At 55.1% G+C, this 20,458-nt stretch carries 17 protein-coding genes; 9 read left to right on the top strand and 8 right to left on the bottom strand.

Features of this window, described 5'->3' with window-relative positions; translation table 11 throughout:
• The first annotated feature begins 67 nt into the window (after nt 1-67).
• Nucleotides 68-1,420, top strand: a complete 1,353-nt coding sequence (yegD, locus tag SK38_RS02500) for a molecular chaperone (protein ID WP_020996657.1) — start codon at nt 68-70, stop codon at nt 1,418-1,420.
• Between the two features lie 99 nt (nt 1,421-1,519).
• Here yegD and SK38_RS24860 read toward each other — a convergent pair whose 3' ends face one another.
• Nucleotides 1,520-1,579 (bottom strand): type I toxin-antitoxin system Ibs family toxin, encoded by a 60-nt coding sequence (locus SK38_RS24860; RefSeq protein WP_100280300.1) that lies wholly within the window; start codon nt 1,577-1,579, stop codon nt 1,520-1,522.
• A 279-nt stretch (nt 1,580-1,858) separates the two neighbouring features.
• Here SK38_RS24860 and SK38_RS02495 point away from each other — a divergent pair, with 279 nt between their 5' ends.
• From SK38_RS02495 to trhP, 8 genes are all read left to right on the top strand, one after another.
• A complete protein-coding gene (locus SK38_RS02495) occupies nt 1,859-3,106 on the top strand; it encodes an MdtA/MuxA family multidrug efflux RND transporter periplasmic adaptor subunit (protein WP_048235011.1) in 1,248 nt (415 codons plus the stop codon).
• Nucleotides 3,106-6,228: an MdtB/MuxB family multidrug efflux RND transporter permease subunit gene (locus tag SK38_RS02490; RefSeq protein WP_008785211.1), complete on the top strand. Its 3,123-nt coding sequence runs from the start codon at nt 3,106-3,108 to the stop codon at nt 6,226-6,228. Before SK38_RS02495 ends, SK38_RS02490 begins: the two co-directional genes overlap by 1 nt.
• The gene (mdtC, locus tag SK38_RS02485; RefSeq protein ID WP_048235009.1) at nt 6,229-9,309 is read left to right on the top strand and encodes a multidrug efflux RND transporter permease subunit MdtC; all 3,081 of its coding nucleotides are present in this window, start codon (nt 6,229-6,231) and stop codon (nt 9,307-9,309) included.
• Nucleotides 9,306-10,718 (top strand): MFS transporter, encoded by a 1,413-nt coding sequence (locus tag SK38_RS02480; protein ID WP_003834276.1) that lies wholly within the window; start codon nt 9,306-9,308, stop codon nt 10,716-10,718. The genes mdtC and SK38_RS02480 overlap by 4 nt, the downstream gene beginning before the upstream one ends.
• Nucleotides 10,718-12,121: an envelope stress sensor histidine kinase BaeS gene (baeS, locus tag SK38_RS02475; protein ID WP_003834277.1), complete on the top strand. Its 1,404-nt coding sequence runs from the start codon at nt 10,718-10,720 to the stop codon at nt 12,119-12,121. The genes SK38_RS02480 and baeS overlap by 1 nt, the downstream gene beginning before the upstream one ends.
• On the top strand, nt 12,118-12,840 hold the full coding sequence (gene baeR, locus SK38_RS02470) for an envelope stress response regulator BaeR (RefSeq protein ID WP_032943946.1): 723 nt from the start codon (nt 12,118-12,120) through the stop codon (nt 12,838-12,840). Before baeS ends, baeR begins: the two co-directional genes overlap by 4 nt.
• Before the next feature lie 135 nt (nt 12,841-12,975).
• Nucleotides 12,976-13,308 (top strand): YegP family protein, encoded by a 333-nt coding sequence (locus tag SK38_RS02465; protein WP_048224506.1) that lies wholly within the window; start codon nt 12,976-12,978, stop codon nt 13,306-13,308.
• A 159-nt stretch (nt 13,309-13,467) separates the two neighbouring features.
• Nucleotides 13,468-14,829, top strand: coding sequence for a prephenate-dependent tRNA uridine(34) hydroxylase TrhP (gene trhP, locus SK38_RS02460; RefSeq protein ID WP_032943948.1), 1,362 nt, complete (start codon nt 13,468-13,470; stop codon nt 14,827-14,829).
• A gap of 372 nt (nt 14,830-15,201) precedes the next feature.
• Here trhP and SK38_RS02455 read toward each other — a convergent pair whose 3' ends face one another.
• From SK38_RS02455 to SK38_RS02430, 7 genes are all read right to left on the bottom strand, one after another.
• Nucleotides 15,202-15,390 carry a hypothetical protein gene (locus tag SK38_RS02455; RefSeq protein WP_048235007.1) on the bottom strand — a complete coding sequence of 63 codons (189 nt, stop codon included), beginning with the start codon at nt 15,388-15,390 and terminating at the stop codon, nt 15,202-15,204.
• Nucleotides 15,391-15,579: 189 nt separating this feature from the next.
• On the bottom strand, nt 15,580-15,801 hold the full coding sequence (locus SK38_RS23520; RefSeq protein WP_075553023.1) for a DNA-binding transcriptional regulator: 222 nt from the start codon (nt 15,799-15,801) through the stop codon (nt 15,580-15,582).
• A 75-nt stretch (nt 15,802-15,876) separates the two neighbouring features.
• Nucleotides 15,877-17,046 (bottom strand): phage late control D family protein, encoded by a 1,170-nt coding sequence (locus SK38_RS02450; RefSeq protein WP_048235006.1) that lies wholly within the window; start codon nt 17,044-17,046, stop codon nt 15,877-15,879.
• Nucleotides 17,043-17,507 carry a phage tail protein gene (locus SK38_RS02445; protein ID WP_041327766.1) on the bottom strand — a complete coding sequence of 155 codons (465 nt, stop codon included), beginning with the start codon at nt 17,505-17,507 and terminating at the stop codon, nt 17,043-17,045. Before SK38_RS02445 ends, SK38_RS02450 begins: the two co-directional genes overlap by 4 nt.
• A gap of 13 nt (nt 17,508-17,520) precedes the next feature.
• Nucleotides 17,521-19,962 carry a phage tail tape measure protein gene (locus tag SK38_RS02440; protein ID WP_048235004.1) on the bottom strand — a complete coding sequence of 814 codons (2,442 nt, stop codon included), beginning with the start codon at nt 19,960-19,962 and terminating at the stop codon, nt 17,521-17,523.
• Nucleotides 19,952-20,110, bottom strand: coding sequence for a GpE family phage tail protein (locus SK38_RS02435; protein ID WP_322976063.1), 159 nt, complete (start codon nt 20,108-20,110; stop codon nt 19,952-19,954). The genes SK38_RS02440 and SK38_RS02435 overlap by 11 nt, the downstream gene beginning before the upstream one ends.
• Nucleotides 20,107-20,421: a phage tail assembly protein gene (locus tag SK38_RS02430; RefSeq protein ID WP_019077156.1), complete on the bottom strand. Its 315-nt coding sequence runs from the start codon at nt 20,419-20,421 to the stop codon at nt 20,107-20,109. Before SK38_RS02430 ends, SK38_RS02435 begins: the two co-directional genes overlap by 4 nt.
• Nucleotides 20,422-20,458 lie beyond the last annotated feature (37 nt).

Here is a 20,458-nt window from a genome sequence, read left to right as displayed (position 1 = left end):
CAGTTGTCGGGGCGTCAACTATTCGTTAAAGTCACGCCCCTTCTTCACTGGCATGGGGATTTTTACGGTGTTTATTGGTTTTGACTACGGTACGGCAAACTGTTCAGTGGCCGTTATGCGTGATGGGCAGCCCCACCTGCTCAAAATGGAAAATAACAGCACGCTGCTACCCTCAATGCTGTGCGCACCAACGCGCGAAGCGGTTAGCGAGTGGCTGTATCGCCATCATGACATCCCAACTACGGACGATGAAACGCAGGCGCTGCTTCGCCGTGCGATGCGCTACAACCGCGAAGAAGACATCGACGTTAACGCCAACAGCGTACAGTTCGGTCTGGCATCGCTGGGTCAGTATATTGAAGACCCGGAAGAGGTGTACTTCGTTAAATCGCCAAAATCATTTTTGGGCGCCAGCGGTCTGAAGCCGCAACAGGTTGCGCTGTTTGAAGATCTGGTCTGTGCAATGATGCTGCACATTCGCAACCAGGCGCAAAGCCAGCTGCCGGAAGCTATCACTCAGGCCGTGATTGGTCGGCCCATCAACTTCCAGGGATTAGGTGGCGATGACGCCAACACCCAGGCGCAGGGTATTCTTGAACGTGCGGCCAAACGCGCCGGTTTTCAGGATGTCGTCTTCCAGTACGAGCCGGTAGCGGCGGGACTGGATTACGAAGCGACGCTGCAGGAAGAAAAACGCGTGTTGGTGGTGGATATTGGCGGGGGTACGACCGACTGTTCACTGCTGCTGATGGGGCCGCAATGGCATCAGCGTGCCGATCGCGAAAACAGCCTGCTGGGACACAGTGGCTGCCGCGTAGGCGGGAACGATCTGGATATCGCGCTGGCGTTTAAACACCTGATGCCACTGCTAGGTATGGGCGGTGAGACAGAAAAAGGTATCGCCTTACCGATTCTCCCGTGGTGGAACGCGGTCGCAATCAACGACGTTCCCGCGCAAAGTGATTTCTATAGCAGCGCCAACGGTCGATTGCTCAACGATCTTGTCCGCGACGCGAGAGAAGCCGATAAAGTCGCTCTGCTGCTTAAAGTCTGGCGCGAGCGTCTGAGCTATCGCCTGGTGCGCAGTGCAGAAGAGAGCAAAATCGCACTTTCCGACCAGACTATTGTAACGGCGGCGATACCGTTTATCAGCGACACGCTGGCAACCGATATCAGTCAACACGGACTTGAAGCTGCGCTCAATCAGCCCCTGGCGCGTATTCTGGAGCAGGTCCAGTTGGCGCTGGACAACGCACAGGAAAAACCGGACGTGATTTATCTGACCGGCGGCAGCGCGCGTTCGCCGCTGATTAAAAAAGCCCTCGCCCAGCAGCTTCCCGGGATCCCTATCGCGGGTGGCGATGACTTCGGTTCTGTCACCGCCGGACTGGCCCGCTGGGCTGACGTTGTTTTCCGCTAAGCCGCTCGCACGCTGAAAAGTGTGCGTATTGACATCATCCTTGCTGTGGCTTATTTTCAGGAGTGAGGGTTAGGGAGGGTTTCCCCTCCCCCTGGTGTCTTAGTAAGCCGCGAAGCTAATGACTAAGAGTATCACCAGTATGATGACCTGCTTCATCATAACCCTTTCCTTATTTTGGCCCCTTCCTCGGGAGGGGCTTTCCCGTTCCAGCGTCCTGCTGAAATCTCTGGCTTTCCTCCTTTTTGCCTTGTCAGCACTCTATCGCACAATTGCGTATTCGCTATCTTCACCACCGATTGTTGCGTAACGCCTCGCAAAGCCGCGTCAGCATTCAGACGAATCCCGACAGTGTTTCATAATTCCTCCATTTTTCTCCCTTGTTCGCTGGCTAAACTAGTATCATTCCGCGAATCGTTTCAGGATGAGAAACTCATAACAATGAAAGGCAGTAATAAATCCCGCTGGGTGATAGCAATCGTGATCGTCGTGGCCGCCGTCGCCGCCATCTGGTTCTGGCAAAGCCGTAGCGCATCCCAGGGAACCGCACCGGGCGCAACCAAACCCGCGCAGCACACTGCGGGGTCAGGACGGCGTGGAATGCGCTCCGGACCGTTGGCTCCCGTGCAGGCTGCCACCGCCACCGAGGAAGCCGTGCCACGTTACCTGACAGGGCTGGGGACCGTTACTGCCGCAAATACCGCCACGGTGCGTAGTCGGGTGGATGGTCAACTCATCGCCTTACACTTTGAGGAAGGACAACAGGTAAAAGCCGGCGACCTGCTGGCAGAGATAGATCCCAGCCAGTTCAAAGTTGCTCTGGCTCAGGCGCAGGGACAACTGGCAAAAGATAAAGCCACGCTGGCGAATGCCCGTCGCGATCTTGCCCGCTATCAACAGTTGGTTAAAACCAATCTGGTCTCCCGCCAGGAGCTGGATGCCCAGCAGGCGCTGGTCAACGAGACGTTAGGCACAATAAAAGCGGATGAAGCCAGTGTCGCCAGCGCTCAGTTGCAGCTCGACTGGAGCCGGATAACCGCGCCTGTCGATGGTCGTGTCGGCCTGAAGCAGGTCGATGTCGGTAACCAAATTTCCAGTGGCGATACCACCGGAATCGTCGTCATTACGCAAACGCATCCCATCGACCTGATATTTACGTTGCCTGAAAACGACATTGCTACCGTATTGCAGGCACAAAAATCGGGGAGCCAGCTGAAGGTCGAAGCCTGGGACCGAACCAATTCGCAAAAGCTCAGCGAAGGCGTCCTGCTCAGTCTCGACAATCAGATTGATGCCACCACCGGAACAATCAAAGTTAAGGCTCGTTTTAACAATCAGGATGATGCTTTATTCCCTAACCAGTTCGTTAACGCCCGCATGCTGGTCGACACACAACAAAATGCCGTTGTGATCCCAACTGCCGCTCTGCAAATGGGTAACGAAGGCCACTTTGTCTGGGTACTGAATAGCGACAATAAAGTGAGCAAACACCTGGTTAAACCGGGTATTCAGGATAGCCAAAAAGTGGTGATTGCCGCCGGGCTTTCTGCGGGCGATCGGGTCGTGACCGACGGGATTGACCGTCTGACGGAAGGCGCAAAAGTCGAAGTCGTTGAGGCGCACGACGCCTCTGTTCAGGACGAGAAAACAGCGCCACGCGGATACGGCAAAAAAGGAGCTAACTCCTGATGCAGGTGTTACCTCCGGACAACACAGGCGGACCATCGCGCCTGTTTATTCTGCGCCCCGTCGCCACCACGCTGCTGATGGTCGCGATTTTGCTTGCCGGTATTATCGGTTATCGCTTCCTGCCAATCGCTGCCTTACCTGAAGTGGATTACCCCACGATTCAGGTCGTTACGCTCTACCCCGGCGCCAGCCCGGACGTCATGACCTCGGCGGTAACCGCGCCGCTTGAACGCCAGTTTGGACAGATGTCTGGCTTAAAACAGATGTCATCACAAAGCTCCGGTGGCGCATCGGTCGTTACGTTACAGTTTCAACTGACGCTCCCGTTGGATGTTGCCGAGCAGGAAGTTCAGGCCGCGATTAACGCCGCCACCAATTTATTACCCAGCGATCTCCCTAACCCTCCGGTCTACAGCAAGGTAAACCCGGCAGATCCACCGATCATGACGCTGGCGGTCACATCCAGCGCCATGCCGATGACGCAGGTGGAAGATATGGTCGAAACCCGCGTCGCGCAGAAAATCTCTCAGGTATCCGGCGTGGGCCTGGTAACACTTTCCGGTGGGCAACGTCCGGCGGTCCGCGTGAAGCTTAACGCTCAGGCCATTGCCGCACTCGGTCTGACCAGCGAAACCATCCGTACGGCCATTACCGGTGCCAACGTCAATTCGGCAAAAGGGAGTCTTGATGGTCCAACGCGTGCCGTTACCCTTTCAGCCAACGACCAGATGCAGTCCGCGGATGAATATCGTCAGCTCATTGTTGCCTATAAAAACGGGGCACCGGTTCGTCTGGGCGATGTCGCCACCGTCGAACAAGGTGCCGAAAACAGCTGGCTGGGCGCATGGGCCAATAAGCAACAAGCTATAGTGATGAATGTTCAGCGTCAGCCTGGCGCAAACATCATCTCCACGGCAGACAGTATCCGCCAGATGCTGCCGCAGCTCACCGAGAGCCTGCCCAAATCGGTTAAGGTCAGCGTACTTTCCGATCGTACAACCAATATTCGTGCGTCCGTAGCGGATACCCAATTTGAATTGATGCTGGCGATTGCGCTGGTAGTCATGATTATCTACCTGTTTTTGCGCAATATTCCGGCAACCATTATTCCTGCGGTCGCCGTACCGTTATCGTTAATCGGTACTTTCGCGGTGATGGTATTTCTTGATTTCTCCATCAACAACCTGACCCTCATGGCGCTAACCATTGCGACAGGTTTTGTGGTAGATGACGCTATCGTGGTTATCGAGAATATTTCACGCTATATCGAAAAAGGCGAAAAACCGCTGACTGCTGCCCTGAAGGGCGCGGGCGAGATTGGTTTTACCATCATCTCTCTGACATTTTCACTGATCGCCGTACTGATCCCACTGCTATTTATGGGTGATATCGTAGGTCGATTATTCAGGGAGTTCGCTGTGACGCTGGCCGTGGCGATTCTGATTTCCGCCGTTGTCTCGCTCACTCTTACGCCGATGATGTGCGCGCGTATGCTGAATCAGGCCTCATTGCGTAAGCAAAACCGCTTCTCCCGTGCCTCAGAGCGCATGTTTGATCGCGTTATTGCCGGGTACGGCCACTGGCTGGCGAAAGTGCTCAACCATCCGTGGCTCACGCTGAGCGTTGCGCTCGGCACGCTGGCGCTGAGCGTTATGCTATGGGTCTTTATCCCCAAAGGCTTCTTTCCGATCCAGGATAACGGCATTATCCAGGGCACGCTGCAGGCACCGCAGTCCAGCTCATTTGCCAGCATGGCCCAGCGCCAGCGTCAGGTTTCAGATGTCATTCTGAAAGATCCGGCGGTAGAAAGCCTGACCGCTTTTGTCGGTGTGGACGGCACTAATACGGCATTGAACAGCGCGCGCTTACAAATCAACCTTAAGCCGCTGGATGAACGCGACGATCGGGTGCAGAAAGTGATTGCGCGCCTACAGGACGCGGTTGACAGAGTTCCCGGCGTTGACCTTTATCTTCAGCCCACTCAGGACCTGACGATTGATACTCAGGTCAGCCGGACGCAATATCAGTTCACGCTGCAAGCGACATCCCTTGATGCCCTCAGCACCTGGGTTCCACAGCTGATAGCAAAACTAAATCAGCTACCGCAACTGTCCGATGTCAGTAGCGACTGGCAGGACAAAGGGCTGGTAGCATATGTGAACGTCAATCGCGACAGCGCCAGCCGTTTGGGCATCAGCATGTCAGATGTCGATAACGCTCTGTACAACGCCTTCGGCCAGCGACTGATTTCAACCATCTACACCCAGGCCAATCAGTATCGCGTGGTGTTAGAACATGACACCAACAATACGCCGGGGCTTGCGGCACTGGATACAATACGTCTGACCAGTAGCGACGGCGGCATAGTACCGCTCAGCGCGATCGCCAGTGTTGAACAGCGTTTTGCCCCGCTGTCGATTAACCACCTCGATCAGTTCCCGGTCACCACCATCTCGTTCAACGTGCCAGACGAGTGGTCGCTGGGTGATGCGGTACAGGCCATTCTGGATACCGAAAAAACGCTTAACCTGCCCGCAAATATTACCACCCAGTTCCAGGGCAGCACGCTCGCCTTCCAGGCCGCGCTGGGAAATACCATCTGGTTGATTGTGGCTGCGGTTGTCGCGATGTATATCGTCCTCGGCGTGCTGTATGAGAGCTTTATTCACCCAATTACTATTCTCTCCACGTTGCCGACGGCGGGCGTCGGGGCGCTCCTGGCGTTAATGATTGCCGGGAGCGAACTGGACGTCATCGCGATTATCGGCATTATTTTGCTCATCGGTATCGTCAAGAAAAACGCCATCATGATGATCGACTTTGCCCTTGCCGCGGAGCGCGAACAGGGAATGTCACCACGCGATGCCATTTTCCAGGCTTGTCTGCTGCGTTTTCGCCCGATCCTGATGACTACACTGGCGGCACTGCTCGGCGCGTTGCCGCTGATGTTGAGTACCGGCGTGGGCGCAGAGTTACGTCGTCCATTAGGTATTGGCATGGTCGGTGGGCTGCTGGTGAGTCAGGTATTAACCCTGTTTACCACCCCGGTGATTTATCTGCTGTTTGACCGTCTGTCGTTGTACGTGAAAAGCCGCTTCCCGCGTCAGGAAGAGGAAGCGTAAATGAAATTTTTCGCGCTTTTCATTCATCGTCCGGTGGCGACCATTCTCATTTCGGTAGCGATCACCCTGTGCGGCATACTCGGATTTCGTCTGCTGCCGGTCGCTCCGCTACCGCAGGTGGATTTTCCGGTGATCATGGTCAGCGCATCGTTACCGGGTGCCTCACCCGAAACGATGGCGTCCTCGGTCGCAACTCCGCTGGAGCGCTCGCTGGGGCGCATTGCGGGCGTGAACGAAATGACTTCGAGCAGTTCACTTGGCAGTACGCGTATTATTCTCGAATTCAAATTCGACCGTGACATCAATGGCGCGGCGCGGGACGTTCAGGCCGCAATTAACGCCGCGCAAAGTCTGCTACCCAGCGGGATGCCGAGCCGACCAACGTATCGCAAAGCCAACCCTTCCGATGCGCCAATCATGATCCTGACGCTAACATCGGACACGTACTCGCAAGGTGAATTGTACGATTTCGCATCAACACAACTGGCGCAGACCATCGCACAGATCGACGGCGTGGGCGACGTGGACGTTGGAGGCAGCTCTCTGCCTGCGGTGCGTGTAGGGCTCAATCCGCAGGCGCTGTTTAACCAGGGCGTGTCGCTGGATGACGTGCGTAGCGCAATTGACAACGCCAACGTGCGTAAGCCGCAGGGTGCTATCGAGAATGATACTCACCGCTGGCAGGTTCAAACCAACGATGAGCTGAAAACCGCCGCCGAATACCAGCCGATTATCATCCACTACAATAACGGCGCGGCGGTGCGACTGGGCGACGTTGCGTCTGTAACCGACTCGGTGCAGGACGTACGCAACGCAGGGATGACCAATGCCAAACCGGCCATTCTGCTGATGATCCGCAAGCTACCGGAAGCCAATATCATTCAGACGGTAGACAGCATTCGCGCCAAATTGCCGGAGCTACAAACGCTGGTCCCGGCCGCTATCGATCTGCAAATAGCCCAGGACCGCTCGCCGACTATTCGCGCCTCGCTGGAAGAAGTCGAACAGACGCTGATTATCTCCGTGGCGCTGGTTATCCTGGTGGTCTTTATTTTCCTGCGCTCCGGGCGCGCGACGCTGATCCCCGCGGTAGCGGTTCCGGTCTCGCTGATCGGTACCTTTGCCGCCATGTATCTGTGCGGATTCAGCCTGAACAACCTGTCGTTGATGGCGTTAACCATTGCCACGGGATTTGTCGTCGATGACGCCATCGTGGTGCTGGAAAATATTGCCCGCCACCTGGAAGCAGGAATGAAGCCGCTCCAGGCGGCGTTACAGGGTACGCGCGAAGTGGGATTCACCGTGCTCTCCATGAGTCTGTCGCTGGTGGCGGTGTTCCTGCCACTGCTGTTAATGGGCGGATTGCCTGGGCGCTTGCTGCGCGAATTTGCCGTCACGCTGTCGGTTGCTATCGGTATCTCGCTGCTGGTGTCGCTGACATTAACGCCAATGATGTGCGGCTGGATGCTCAAATCCAGCACCCCGCGCGAACAGTCTCGCAAGCGGGGTTTTGGTCGTGTGCTGGTGGCGCTGCAACAGAGTTACGGTACCTCGCTTAAATGGGTGCTGCGCCATACGCGGCTGGTAGGCGTGGTGTTACTCGGTACCATCGCGCTGAATATCTGGCTTTATATTTCCATCCCCAAAACCTTCTTCCCGGAGCAGGATACGGGTGTATTGATGGGTGGGATCCAGGCCGACCAGAGCATCTCATTTCAGGCCATGCGCGGCAAACTGCAGGACTTTATGAAGATCATCCGCGACGACCCGGCGGTGAATAACGTCACCGGTTTTACCGGTGGTTCGCGGGTCAACAGCGGGATGATGTTTATTACCCTCAAGCCACGTGATGAGCGCCATGAAACCGCTCAGCAGGTGATCGACCGCCTGCGCGTCGCGCTTTCAAAAGAGCCAGGTGCGAATCTGTTTTTAATGGCGGTGCAAGATATTCGCGTTGGTGGACGCCAGGCCAACGCCAGCTATCAATACACATTGCTGTCCGACGATCTCGCGGCGCTGCGTGAGTGGGAACCGAAGATCCGTAAGGCGCTTGCCGCCCTGCCCCAACTGGCAGACGTCAACTCCGATCAGCAGGACAATGGCGCGGAGATGAATCTGATTTACGATCGCGACACCATGTCTCGTCTGGGGATCGACGTGGCAGCCGCCAACAGCCTGTTGAATAATGCTTTCGGACAACGACAGATCTCTACCATCTATCAGCCGATGAACCAGTACAAAGTGGTGATGGAGGTCGATCGACGTTACACCCAGGACATCAGCGCACTGGACAAAATGTTCGTCATCAACAATGACGGTAAAGCGATCCCGTTATCGTACTTTGCTAAATGGCAGCCAGCGAATGCACCGCTATCTGTGAACCATCAGGGTTTGTCTGCCGCCTCAACCGTGTCGTTTAACCTGCCGACGGGTTCTTCACTGTCAGAAGCGACAGAGGCCATCAACAGAACCATGACCCAGCTCGGCGTCCCTTCCACGGTTCGCGGTAGCTTTGCCGGTACCGCACAGGTATTTCAGGACACCATGAATTCGCAGGTGATCCTGATTATCGCCGCCATCGCCACGGTCTATATCGTGCTGGGTATGCTGTATGAAAGCTATGTCCATCCGCTGACCATTCTCTCCACGCTACCTTCGGCTGGCGTCGGGGCGTTGCTGGCGCTGGGACTGTTCAATGCCCCGTTCAGCCTAATCGCCCTGATAGGGATCATGCTATTAATTGGCATTGTGAAGAAAAACGCCATCATGATGGTCGATTTTGCGCTGGAAGCGCAGAGAAACGGCAAATTACAGCCGGAAGAAGCTATTTTCCAGGCCTGCCTGTTGCGCTTTCGCCCAATAATGATGACCACGCTGGCGGCGTTGTTTGGCGCGTTGCCGTTGGTGTTATCCGCAGGGGATGGCTCTGAACTGCGTCAGCCCTTGGGGATAACCATTGTCGGTGGGCTGGTCGTGAGCCAGCTCCTGACGCTGTACACCACGCCCGTGGTCTATCTCTTTTTCGACCGTCTGCGTCTGCGTTTTTCGCGTAAAAACAGCAAACCGGTAGCAGAGTTATGACAGAACTTCCCGACAGCACCCGCTGGCAACTTTGGATTGTGGCATTTGGCTTTTTTATGCAGTCGCTGGATACCACCATCGTTAACACCGCGCTTCCCTCGATGGCGGCAAGCCTCGGGGAAAGCCCGTTACACATGCATATGGTCATTGTGTCATATGTTTTAACTGTTGCCGTGATGCTGCCCGCCAGCGGATGGCTGGCGGACAAAGTTGGCGTGCGTAATATCTTCTTCACCGCCATCATCCTGTTTACGCTTGGCTCGCTGTTTTGCGCCGGGTCGAGCACACTCAACGAACTGGTGATGGCGCGCGTCTTACAAGGCGTTGGCGGCGCGATGATGGTGCCGGTCGGCAGGCTAACGGTGATGAAAATCGTCCCGCGTGAGCAATATATGGCGGCAATGACGTTTGTCACTTTACCCGGTCAAATCGGCCCGCTGCTGGGCCCAGCGTTAGGCGGGATTCTGGTTGAATACGCCTCCTGGCACTGGATATTTTTGATTAACATTCCGGTAGGCATTGTCGGCGCGATAGCGACGTTAATGCTGATGCCCAACTACACCATGCAAACCCGACGTTTCGACCTCTCAGGGTTCGCGATGCTGGCGGTCGGCATGGCGGTACTGACGCTGGCGCTCGATGGCAGCAAAGGAACCGGCCTCTCCAGTATCACGCTGGCGGCGCTGGTTATCTGCGGGGTATTGGCTATTGCGCTGTATCTGAAACACGCCCATCGTAATCCGCGTGCGCTATTCAGCCTGAATCTGTTTCGCACACCAACCTTCTCGCTAGGTCTGTTCGGCAGTTTTGCCGGACGCATCGGCAGCGGCATGTTGCCGTTTATGACACCGGTGTTTTTACAGATTGGCCTCGGTTTTTCACCTTTTCATGCCGGGCTGATGATGATCCCGATGGTGCTGGGCAGTATGGGCATGAAGCGCATTGTGGTGCAGGTCGTTAACCGCTTTGGTTACCGTCGTGTGCTGATTACCACTACGCTTGGCCTGTCGCTGGTCAGTCTGTTGCTAATGACCACGGCACTGCTGGGCTGGTATTACGCCCTGCCCTTCGTGCTGTTTTTACAGGGAATGGTCAACTCAACGCGTTTTTCATCCATGAACACGCTTACGTTAAAAGATCTGCCTGACGATCTGGCCAGCAGCGGTAACAGCCTGCTGTCGATGATCATGCAGCTATCGATGAGTATTGGTGTGACCATCGCTGGCCTGCTGCTGGGCATGTTCGGCCAACAGCATATCGCCATCGACAGCGGAAGTACGCATACCGTCTTTATGTATACCTGGCTGTGCATCGCCTTCATTATTGCGCTGCCCGCCATTATTTTTGCCCGCGTGCCGAACGACACGCAAACCAACGCGGTGATTTCACGGCGCAAAAGGAGCACCTGATGAAGTTCTGGCGGCCCGGTATCACCGGCAAACTGTTTCTGGCGATTTTCGCCACCTGCATTGTGTTGCTGATCAGCATGCACTGGGCCGTACGCATTAGCTTCGAACGTGGTTTTATTGACTATATCAAGCACGGCAACGAGCAGCGGCTGCAAATGCTCAGCGACGCATTAAGCGAGCAGTACGAGCAGCACGGCAACTGGCGATTCTTACGCAATAACGATCGTTTTGTTTTCCAGATCCTGCGCTCTTTTGAACACGACAACGACGATGATAAACCGGGTCCAGGCATGCCACCGCACGGCTGGCGTACACAGTTTTGGGTTGTAGACCAAAACGCCCGTGTGCTTGTCGGCCCGCGCGGCCCAGTTCCTCGCGACGGCATGCGCCATCCCATACGCGTTAACGGTAGCGAAGTGGGCGCCGTGATTGCCTCTCCTGTGGAACGCTTAACGCGGAATACGGATATCAATTTCGACATGCAGCAACGACGATCCAGTTGGCTTATCGTTGCGCTCTCCACGATCCTGGCCGCGCTGGCGACGTTTACGCTGGCGCGCAGCCTGCTGGCCCCGGTTAAGCGGTTGGTGGAAGGCACGCACAAACTGGCGGCGGGCGATTTCACCACTCGCGTTACGCCAACCAGTACGGATGAGCTGGGCAAGCTGGCGCAGGACTTCAACCAGCTCGCCAGTACACTGGAAAAAAACCAGCAGATGCGTCGTGACTTTATGGCCGATATTTCTCACGAACTGCGTACGCCGTTGGCGGTGTTGCGCGGTGAACTGGAGGCCATTCAGGATGGCGTACGCCAGTTTACCCCTGACTCCGTTGCCTCGTTGCAGGCTGAAGTCGGTACGCTCACCAAACTGGTTGACGACCTTCATCAGCTCTCCATGTCAGATGAAGGCGCGCTGGCCTACCAGAAAACATCGCTGGACCTCATCCCCCTATTGGAAGTGGCAAGCGGCGCATTTCGTGAACGCTTCGCCAGCCGTGGATTGACCATACAGCTTTCGCTCCCCGACAGCATGACGGTATTTGGTGACAGAGATCGTCTGATGCAGCTGTTCAACAACCTGCTGGAAAACAGTCTGCGCTACACCGATAGCGGTGGCGGGTTGCATATCAGCGCCGAACAACGCGAACGCATGGTGTTATTAACCTTCGCAGATTCCGCTCCCGGCGTAAGTGACGAGCAGTTACAGAAGCTGTTTGAACGATTTTATCGCACCGAAGGCTCGCGCAACCGCGCCAGTGGAGGTTCCGGGTTGGGGCTGGCGATTTGCGTCAATATCGTACAAGCGCATAATGGTCTGATTCGTGCCGCCCATTCGCCTTTTGGTGGGGTTAGCATTACAGTAGAGTTACCGCTGGAACGCGATTTACAGAGAGATGTATGACTGAGTTACCCATTGATGAAAACACACCACGTATTCTGATCGTAGAAGATGAGCCTAAGCTGGGGCAACTGCTGATCGACTACCTGCGGGCAGCGAGCTATGCCCCTACGCTGATCAACCACGGGGACCTGGTTCTGCCTTACGTGCGCCAAACGCCGCCCGATCTGATCTTGTTGGATCTGATGCTGCCCGGTACCGACGGTCTGACTCTGTGTCGGGAAATCCGCCGCTTCTCAGAAGTCCCCATCATGATGGTAACCGCTAAAATCGAAGAGATTGATCGCCTGCTGGGGCTGGAGATCGGTGCTGATGATTATATTTGTAAACCTTACAGCCCGCGTGAAGTTGTCGCGCGCGTAAAAACGATCCTGCGTCGTTGCAAACCGCAGCGCGAACTGCAACAAATGGATGCAGACAGCCCGCTTATCGTCGATGAAGGCCGTTTTCAGGCCTCCTGGCGTGGGAAGATGCTCGATTTAACGCCCGCCGAATTCCGCTTACTTAAAACGTTGTCACATGAGCCGGGAAAAGTGTTCTCCCGTGAACAGTTGCTCAATCATCTCTATGACGATTACCGCGTCGTTACAGACCGCACCATCGACAGCCATATTAAGAACCTGCGACGCAAGCTGGAGTCGCTGGATGCCGAGCAGTCGTTTATCCGCGCGGTCTATGGCGTGGGGTATCGCTGGGAAGCCGACGCCTGCCGAATTGCTTAAACTCTCCTGCACTTCAGGGCTCCGCTGCTCCGTGAGCCCTGGTAACTAGCAACTCTCCAAATATCGCTCATACTCTTTCTGACAATACTGTCGTCAATAACTGTTTGATATAAAACTTTTAATCAAGGAGTTCATATGGCTGGTTGGTTTGAATTAAGTAAGAGTAGCGATGATCAGTACCGCTTTGTTCTTAAAGCTGGGAACGGGGAAATAATCCTTACCAGTGAGCTTTACACTACAAAAGGCGCTGCAGAAAAAGGGATCGCATCTGTCCAGGCTAACAGCCCTCTGGATGAGCGTTATGAGAAAAAAACAGCGTCTAATGGCAAATTACATTTCAACCTGAAAGCAGCAAACCACCAGATTATTGGTAGCAGTCAACTGTATGCGAATGAACAGTCACGCGAGACCGGTATTGCTTCAGTTAAGACCAATGGTGTCAGTCAGACGATAAAAGATAAGACCTGATAATTATTTGCTCAGCCGGGTAACGCAACGCTGTCGCCCGGCGTTTTTCTTTACCTGACTTCCTCGCAGCGCTACAATGCCCGCCCTTAATATGGGGGCACTCCCCTAACCGCCTCATTGAGTGAGGCGAGTCTGACCTGTCATCAGAACGAGAAAATTATGTTTAAACCGGAACTCCTTTCCCCGGCGGGAACGCTGAAAAACATGCGTTACGCTTTCGCCTATGGCGCTGACGCTGTGTATGCGGGCCAACCGCGTTACTCACTGCGCGTACGCAACAACGAATTCAACCACGAAAACCTGCAGCTCGGCATTAATGAAGCCCATGAACTGGGTAAAAAATTCTATGTGGTGGTTAACATTGCCCCACACAATGCCAAGCTGAAGACCTTCATTCGTGATCTGAAACCGGTGGTGGAAATGGGGCCGGATGCACTGATCATGTCAGACCCTGGTCTGATTATGCTGGTGCGCGAAAACTTCCCTGACATGGACATTCATCTTTCAGTACAGGCTAACGCCGTAAACTGGGCAACGGTGAAATTCTGGAAGCAGATGGGGCTGACCCGCGTGATCCTCTCCCGCGAGCTGTCGCTGGAAGAAATCGAAGAGATCCGCACCCAGGTGCCGGATATGGAGCTTGAGATCTTCGTTCACGGCGCGCTGTGTATGGCCTACTCCGGCCGTTGCCTGCTTTCTGGCTATATCAACAAGCGTGACCCTAACCAGGGTACCTGCACCAATGCCTGCCGCTGGGAATACAACGTGCAGGAAGGCAAAGAAGACGTGGTGGGCAATATCGTGCATAAGTACGAGCCTATCCCGGTACAAAACGTTGAGCCTACGCTGGGTATCGGCGCACCGACAGATAAAGTCTTTATGATTGAAGAAGCCCAGCGTCCGGGTGAGTATATGACCGCGTTCGAAGACGAACATGGCACTTACATCATGAACTCAAAGGATTTGCGTGCCATTGCCCACGTTGAACGCCTGACGCAGATGGGCGTGCATTCCCTGAAGATCGAAGGCCGCACCAAGTCATACTATTACTGTGCACGTACCGCGCAGGTCTATCGTAAAGCCATTGATGATGCCGCAGCCGGTAAACCGTTCGACCCGCAACTACTGGAAACGCTGGAAGGCCTGGCGCATCGTGGTTACACCGAAGGGTTCCTGCGCCGCCATACCCATGACGACTATCAGAACTACGAATACGGCTTCTCTGTTTCCGAGCGTCAGCAGTTTGTCGGCGAATTCACCGGCGAACGTAAAGGTGAACTGGCCGCCGTACTGGTGAAAAACAAATTCACCGTCGGCGACAGCCTGGAGCTGATGACCCCACAGGGCAACATTAACTTTACCCTCGAACAGATGGAAAACGCGAAAGGTGAAGCCATGCCGGTTGCACCGGGCGACGGTTACACCGTGTGGATGCCAGTACCAGAGGATATCGATCTGAATTATGCATTGTTGATGCGTAATTTTACCGGTGAGTCCACGCGCAACCCGCATACTAAGTAGTTAATTACGGTTATTTTTCAGCGTTCGGAAGATTCTTAGAAATCGATCACATACCGTTTCGTTCATTAAGGGTATTATCCCCTCCGCTGAAAAACATAACCCATAAATGCTAGCTGTACCAGGAACCACCTCCTTAGCCTGCGTAATCTCCCTTACGCAGGCTTATTTTTTGCCTGTAAGATACTGAAATAAATGGATTTATTTCTTACAACGTCCACACATTGACCACATCGATAAAAAACCCCGCATTTGCGGGGTTTTGTTTTAACAGATACTGATCCATCTGCAATAAGCAAAGAGCAGCATTATGAATGCTCGTAAGAGAGTTCGTTTCTTAAGTCAGGTCAATCGCTGCTAACTGTTAACCATGTACTAACAAACCCACGAAGTCATACCCGTGATTACAGCTTTAGTTAACGTAACTAGTTCTTCGTCCGAAAGATCATCTAATGCCCTACCCGGATAGAGGGCGGGGAGCATTCCGTTAGCAACATTTTCCAGTTCAATATATTTCCCCAAAAGCAAGCTGTCCTTATATAATTCAATCAGTTCTGCTTTCATCAATAACTCCTTTTCACGTAATCCTGCAAAATCATCGGTTTAAGAGACTTATGTTGTTCCTAACTTAATGCTACTACAATCCAGTTTTAATAACGTTTGCTCATGGCACGATACCAGCAAGAATGTACTTAACATTATTCTGTTCAATAAGTTGCAAAAAGCCCTGCAGTTGCAGGGCCTTATCTTTCATCACATCCATTGGATTTGCTGCTGTCCTGATGTTGTAGGATGCGGTGGAGCCGGTACGACTTCCCCCGGCGAAACGATGAAACGCTCAACGGTTTCCGTTGTGACAAAAGTACAACTGCAGTTGATGTTTGTGCACTGATGATACCGCTCTTTTGTGGTGTCAGAAAAATAGCGACTCGTGCGGGCGTGAGCGGCGTAATGGCATTTCGGGCAGTGAAACATGATGAGCACCTCTGAGCGTTTTCAATACAATGATTTTACTCATTTTAACCTTATAAAACAAATGCATATATTAAATTAGTGCGTTATTTCCTCGCTCTCATACTCCACATCAGAAACCTTAACCTCAAGCTCTAGGCCCGTCGTGAAGCCGCTCCCGTTAAGGCTGTGCACCACACGGCTGATTACCCACGCCTGCTCGTCTATCACGCGCTTAAAGCCTTTCACGGCCACTGGCGTTTCAGGAAATAAATCAGCCCGGCCAGTGGCAAGCGTAATGGAAAACTCCGCCACGCCCCGCTGTATCTTGTCCCACTTTGCCTGAGCCGCGCGCATGGCCTGCGCCTTTGTGGCATAGATGGTCGTGAGCTCAAGAACGTTGTCCGACTCTCCGGCCATGTACTCACCTTCCCGCGCTTCCTGCTCTTTTTTCTTCTTAGCCTTTATCGATGTTTTAGCGGCTTTCGGGTGCTGCAGCGCGCGCAGGTGCTGCTCTTTGGGTTTACGTTTGAGCTTTACCTTTTGCTTTTGTGGTTCAGGGTCTCTGGTGTGTAGCCATTTCGCCGTCACGCCGGTGTAAGCCTCCCGATCTGCAATGGCGAACTGATGGCGGTCGCCGTCGCCACGCTCGACAGTCATTTGTGGGATCGGCTTACCACTGGCCGTCATCGCACTACCGGCTTTCAGGAACAATAATTTCCCGGCTTTCACCGACACGGATGCACCGTTACGCTCAGCAAGGCGGGACAAAAACGCCACGTCGGATTCCTGCGTCTGGTCGATATGGGGAATGGCGATAGCTTTCAGGGAGTCAGCAACACTGGCCGTCAGCTTATTACGCTGCGCGATGGTCTCCACAATCACCCCGAGCGTGGTGTCGTGCCATGACTGCTCGCGCCGCGAGTTTAGCGAGCCGCGAAAATCTGCACTACGTCCCCGGATGGTCAGCGTATCAGGCGCGCCCCGGTGCTCGATTTCATCAACCGTGAAACTCCCCTTGTTGACCAGTGCGGATACCTGCCAGCCCAGCCACAGCGTCAGCGATGCCCCGCGCGGCGGCAGCTCGACCAGCCCGTCGGTATCATCGAGCGCAATATCGAGCTGGTCAGCCTCAAATCCGCGATTGTCGGTCATGGTCAGGCCGATGAGCCGGTCGCTGAAATTCTGCGTGATATCCGCCCCGTCCAGCGTGAGCATATACGCAGGCGCAACACGCGCCCCGGCCTGAATATTCATTCCCGTTATCATCCTGCCAGCCCTCCCGCCCATTCACCGGCAGACGTGACCAGATTATCCGCCTGCGTTTTCAGGTCGCCATACATGGCCGCGAGCGACTCGTCGACACGTTTCAGGGACAGAGTGAACTCGATTTTTCTCGCTGCGCCGTCGCTGAAAAGCTCGGTGTGGTTATGAGTCACTTTATCGATAACGTACATCCCGTGGATCATACCGGTTCCGTCAATCAGTGGCCACGCACGCCCCTCGTCGGCCATCAGCTCAATCGCCTGCAACGACAGACGCCCGCCGGTGATTTCAGGGTAAAGCGTCCCCGACAGGGTGCGCGAGGTTTCCCCCTCCCCGAGAAACTGATAAGCCGGTCGTTTGCCGATACGGTCATTGGACACCCACCGGTAGTCCTTCGAATACTGCATCGACTGATGCGGCAGGGTGCGCCGTTCAAACACAAAAAAGCCCAGCACCATTAACATTTTGCCCCCTCTCTCAGTCGAGTCTCATGTTGGATCGCTGACGCGCGCGCTTTTCACGGTCAAGTTTGTCGACGGCGTCGCGGAGCTGGCGATCAAGGTCACCACCCGGCGCAACGCCACCCTGCAGGGTGATGTTGTATTCGCTTTTGCTCTGGTCGATATAAGAGCGACCTGCAGGCGCAGTGACCGGCTGATACGCCTGATACCCGCCATAACTCGCTGTCGCAGGGATATACCCGCCACCCGGTGAAGCCTTATCCGCGTTGGCTGCAGTCTGGTCGAGGTCGGTCGATTCTTTTTTGATAACGCCGAGTTTCTCCAGCAGCCAGTCAACCTTGCCGCTCAGGCTGTTAAACAGGTTGAGCGGCGTCATCAGCGCATCAGCCAGCGCCTGACCAAACGCCACGCCGACATTTTTGCAACTGTCGAGCGTGTCCTGCGTGGCTTTCACCGGCGCAAGCAGGTCTTTAAACCACTGGCAGACAACGCCCAGCTTTTCCGCAATGGCATCAAACACCGGCGCGAGCGGGGTAAACATTGCCCCCACCGGGGCAAAGGCAGCTTTCAGCCCCTCCACCACCCCCGAGAAAAATGCGCCAATCGGCTCCCAGTATTTACGGATGAGCAGCGCCCCGGCCACCACCGCCCCGGCAACCGCCAGCACCGGCAGGCTGATTGCGCCAATGGCCGTGACAATCGCGCCGCCGACCGTACTGAAAACCACCCCGAGAACGCCAGCCGCCGCAATGATGGCATTTATCCCCATCACCACCGGCCAGGCAATCAGGCCAATCCCGCCCATCACCCCGATCAGCGCCAGCGCCCCCCCGACCACCACGCCGAGGGTGGTCGCCAGCCCCTTATTTTTCTGGATCCAGCCGTCGAGTCTGAGCACATACTGCGTGGCCGTCTGCGTCAGCTTACGCAGTGAGCCCTCCTGCTGGTCAAACAGGTCAGTCCCGACCGCCTCATAGGCTGACTGAAATTCTTTGAAGTCGCCGCCGAGGTTATCCTGCATAACCTTAACCAGCTCCTCAGTCTTACCGTCCGAGGCTTTAAATGCGGCAGTGAGCTTATCGAGCTTGCCGATTGAGGCCGCCGTCATCAGCACGGCGGCCGCCGAGCTGGCTTCCTCCCCGAAAATGGTTTTCATGTATTCGGCGCGCTGACCCGTCCCGAGATTATTTTTCTCAAAACTGCGCTGCATTTCTTTCAGGATGGAAAATATCGGGCGCGTGTTGCCCTTGCTGTCGGAGGTTTTCACCCCGAGCTCTTTGATGGCGTCGTAGGCTTTGCCGGTCGGTGCCTGCAGGCGACTCATAACAGCACGGCTTCCCGTCCCCGCCATCGAGCCGGTGATTTTAGAATCGTGCAGCGCCCCCACCATCGCGGCGGTTTCCTCGATACTCACCCCGGCATTTTTCGCCACCGGCGCGGCATAGGTCAGCGCATCGCTCATCCCGTCAAAATCGGCGGCGGTTTTGTTCATCGTCATCGAGAGAACATCACCAATATGCGCGACCTTGTCATTTGAGAGCTGAAACGCTGATTTCATCCCGGTCAGCAGCGCGGCGTTCTCTTCCATCGTGCGCTTGTTGGACAGCGCCATATTCAGCGTGACCGGCGTCGCCGCCTGAATGGCCGCCGCATCCCCGCCACTTTTGGCGATAATAATCTGCGCCCCCGCCGCATCATCGGCAGAGGCCGCCGTATTGTCCCCGAGCTGACGCGCCTGTTTGCGCAGCGCCTGCATTTCAGGTGACTGCTTGTCGACACCGAGCACCGCCTGCAGCTCTGAGTTCTTCTGCGCAAATTCATAGCCCGGCATCAGCAGCTTAACCCCGGCCATCGTTCCCGCCGTCGCCACACCGACACCGACAGCTCCCGCCGCCGCCGCGTTACCGGCCAGTGATTTACCGGCCTGATACCGCTCTTTCACCCGGCTTAACTTCGCCTGCTGTGCGCTGACTTTCGCCAGTGCCTCGCGCTGACGGTTAAGCTGCGCGGTGGTTTCACTGATACGGGATTTAAGCCCCCGCTCATCATTTGCCAGATTACGGGTATTAATCCCCGCCGCACCGAGCTCGCGCTGCTGGCGCTTTATGGACTCCGTGAGGCTGTTGTATTTCGCCTGCAGCCCTTCGGCGGCACGCTTCGCGGATTCAAGCACCTGCGCCTGTGCGCGCGTCGGGCGCTCCGTGTTTTTAAACTGCGTGGCGAGTGCTTCGGCTTCCTGTTTCGCTTTATCAAGCGCGTGGCCGGTTACGACAAGCTGCGCGCTGGCTTTTCGGAATCCGTCAATACGGGATGCCTGCGCATTCAGTTCGCGCAGGCTTTTCTGTGACGTGCGGATTTCACCGGACAGGGATTTACTGGCGTTCTGAATGGCTTTGAGCGGGCGGCTTGCCCGGTCGACGGCATTCAGCAGCACCTCGATTCTGACGTTATTGCTCATGATGGTTTCCGCTTCGTTGCAGCGCCTTGTCGCGCCATATCAGGAGCTCGGTCACGCTCAGGAAATGTAACTCTGATGGCGGCCAGTGGAAAATCACCGCGATATCCGCCATCAGGTCATCGACCGACAGGTTTTTCGGAAAGGTCAGCGACCCGAAGCAGGCGACAAAAAACCGACCACCTTCCCGGCCAGCGAAATCAGATCAGACGCATCGAGACGCGTGACCTCGTGCTCGGTCAGAGCGGGATACGTCATGCGTGGCAGCACTTTAATCAGCGCATCAACGTCGGAATTCGCCAGCGAGGCCAGCGACACCCCGCGCAGGGTTCCGGCATTCGGTTTGGTCAGCGTGACCTGCTCAATTTTCTGCTCACCGCGCATCAGCGGAGTGTCAAAAATCACCACATTCGGATTGACGGTTTCAGTGTCAGTAACGGCAGTTTCATTGATATTTTTCATGGGTATTCTCATCAGTAAAAGTGACCGGCCAGCCTCA

The organism is Citrobacter sp. MGH110 (assembly GCF_001037515.1).
GTDB classification, from domain to species: Bacteria; Pseudomonadota; Gammaproteobacteria; order Enterobacterales; family Enterobacteriaceae; genus Citrobacter; species Citrobacter portucalensis.
Note: the sequence above shows the minus strand (reverse complement) of the source record. Positions and strands in the feature narration are given on the sequence as shown.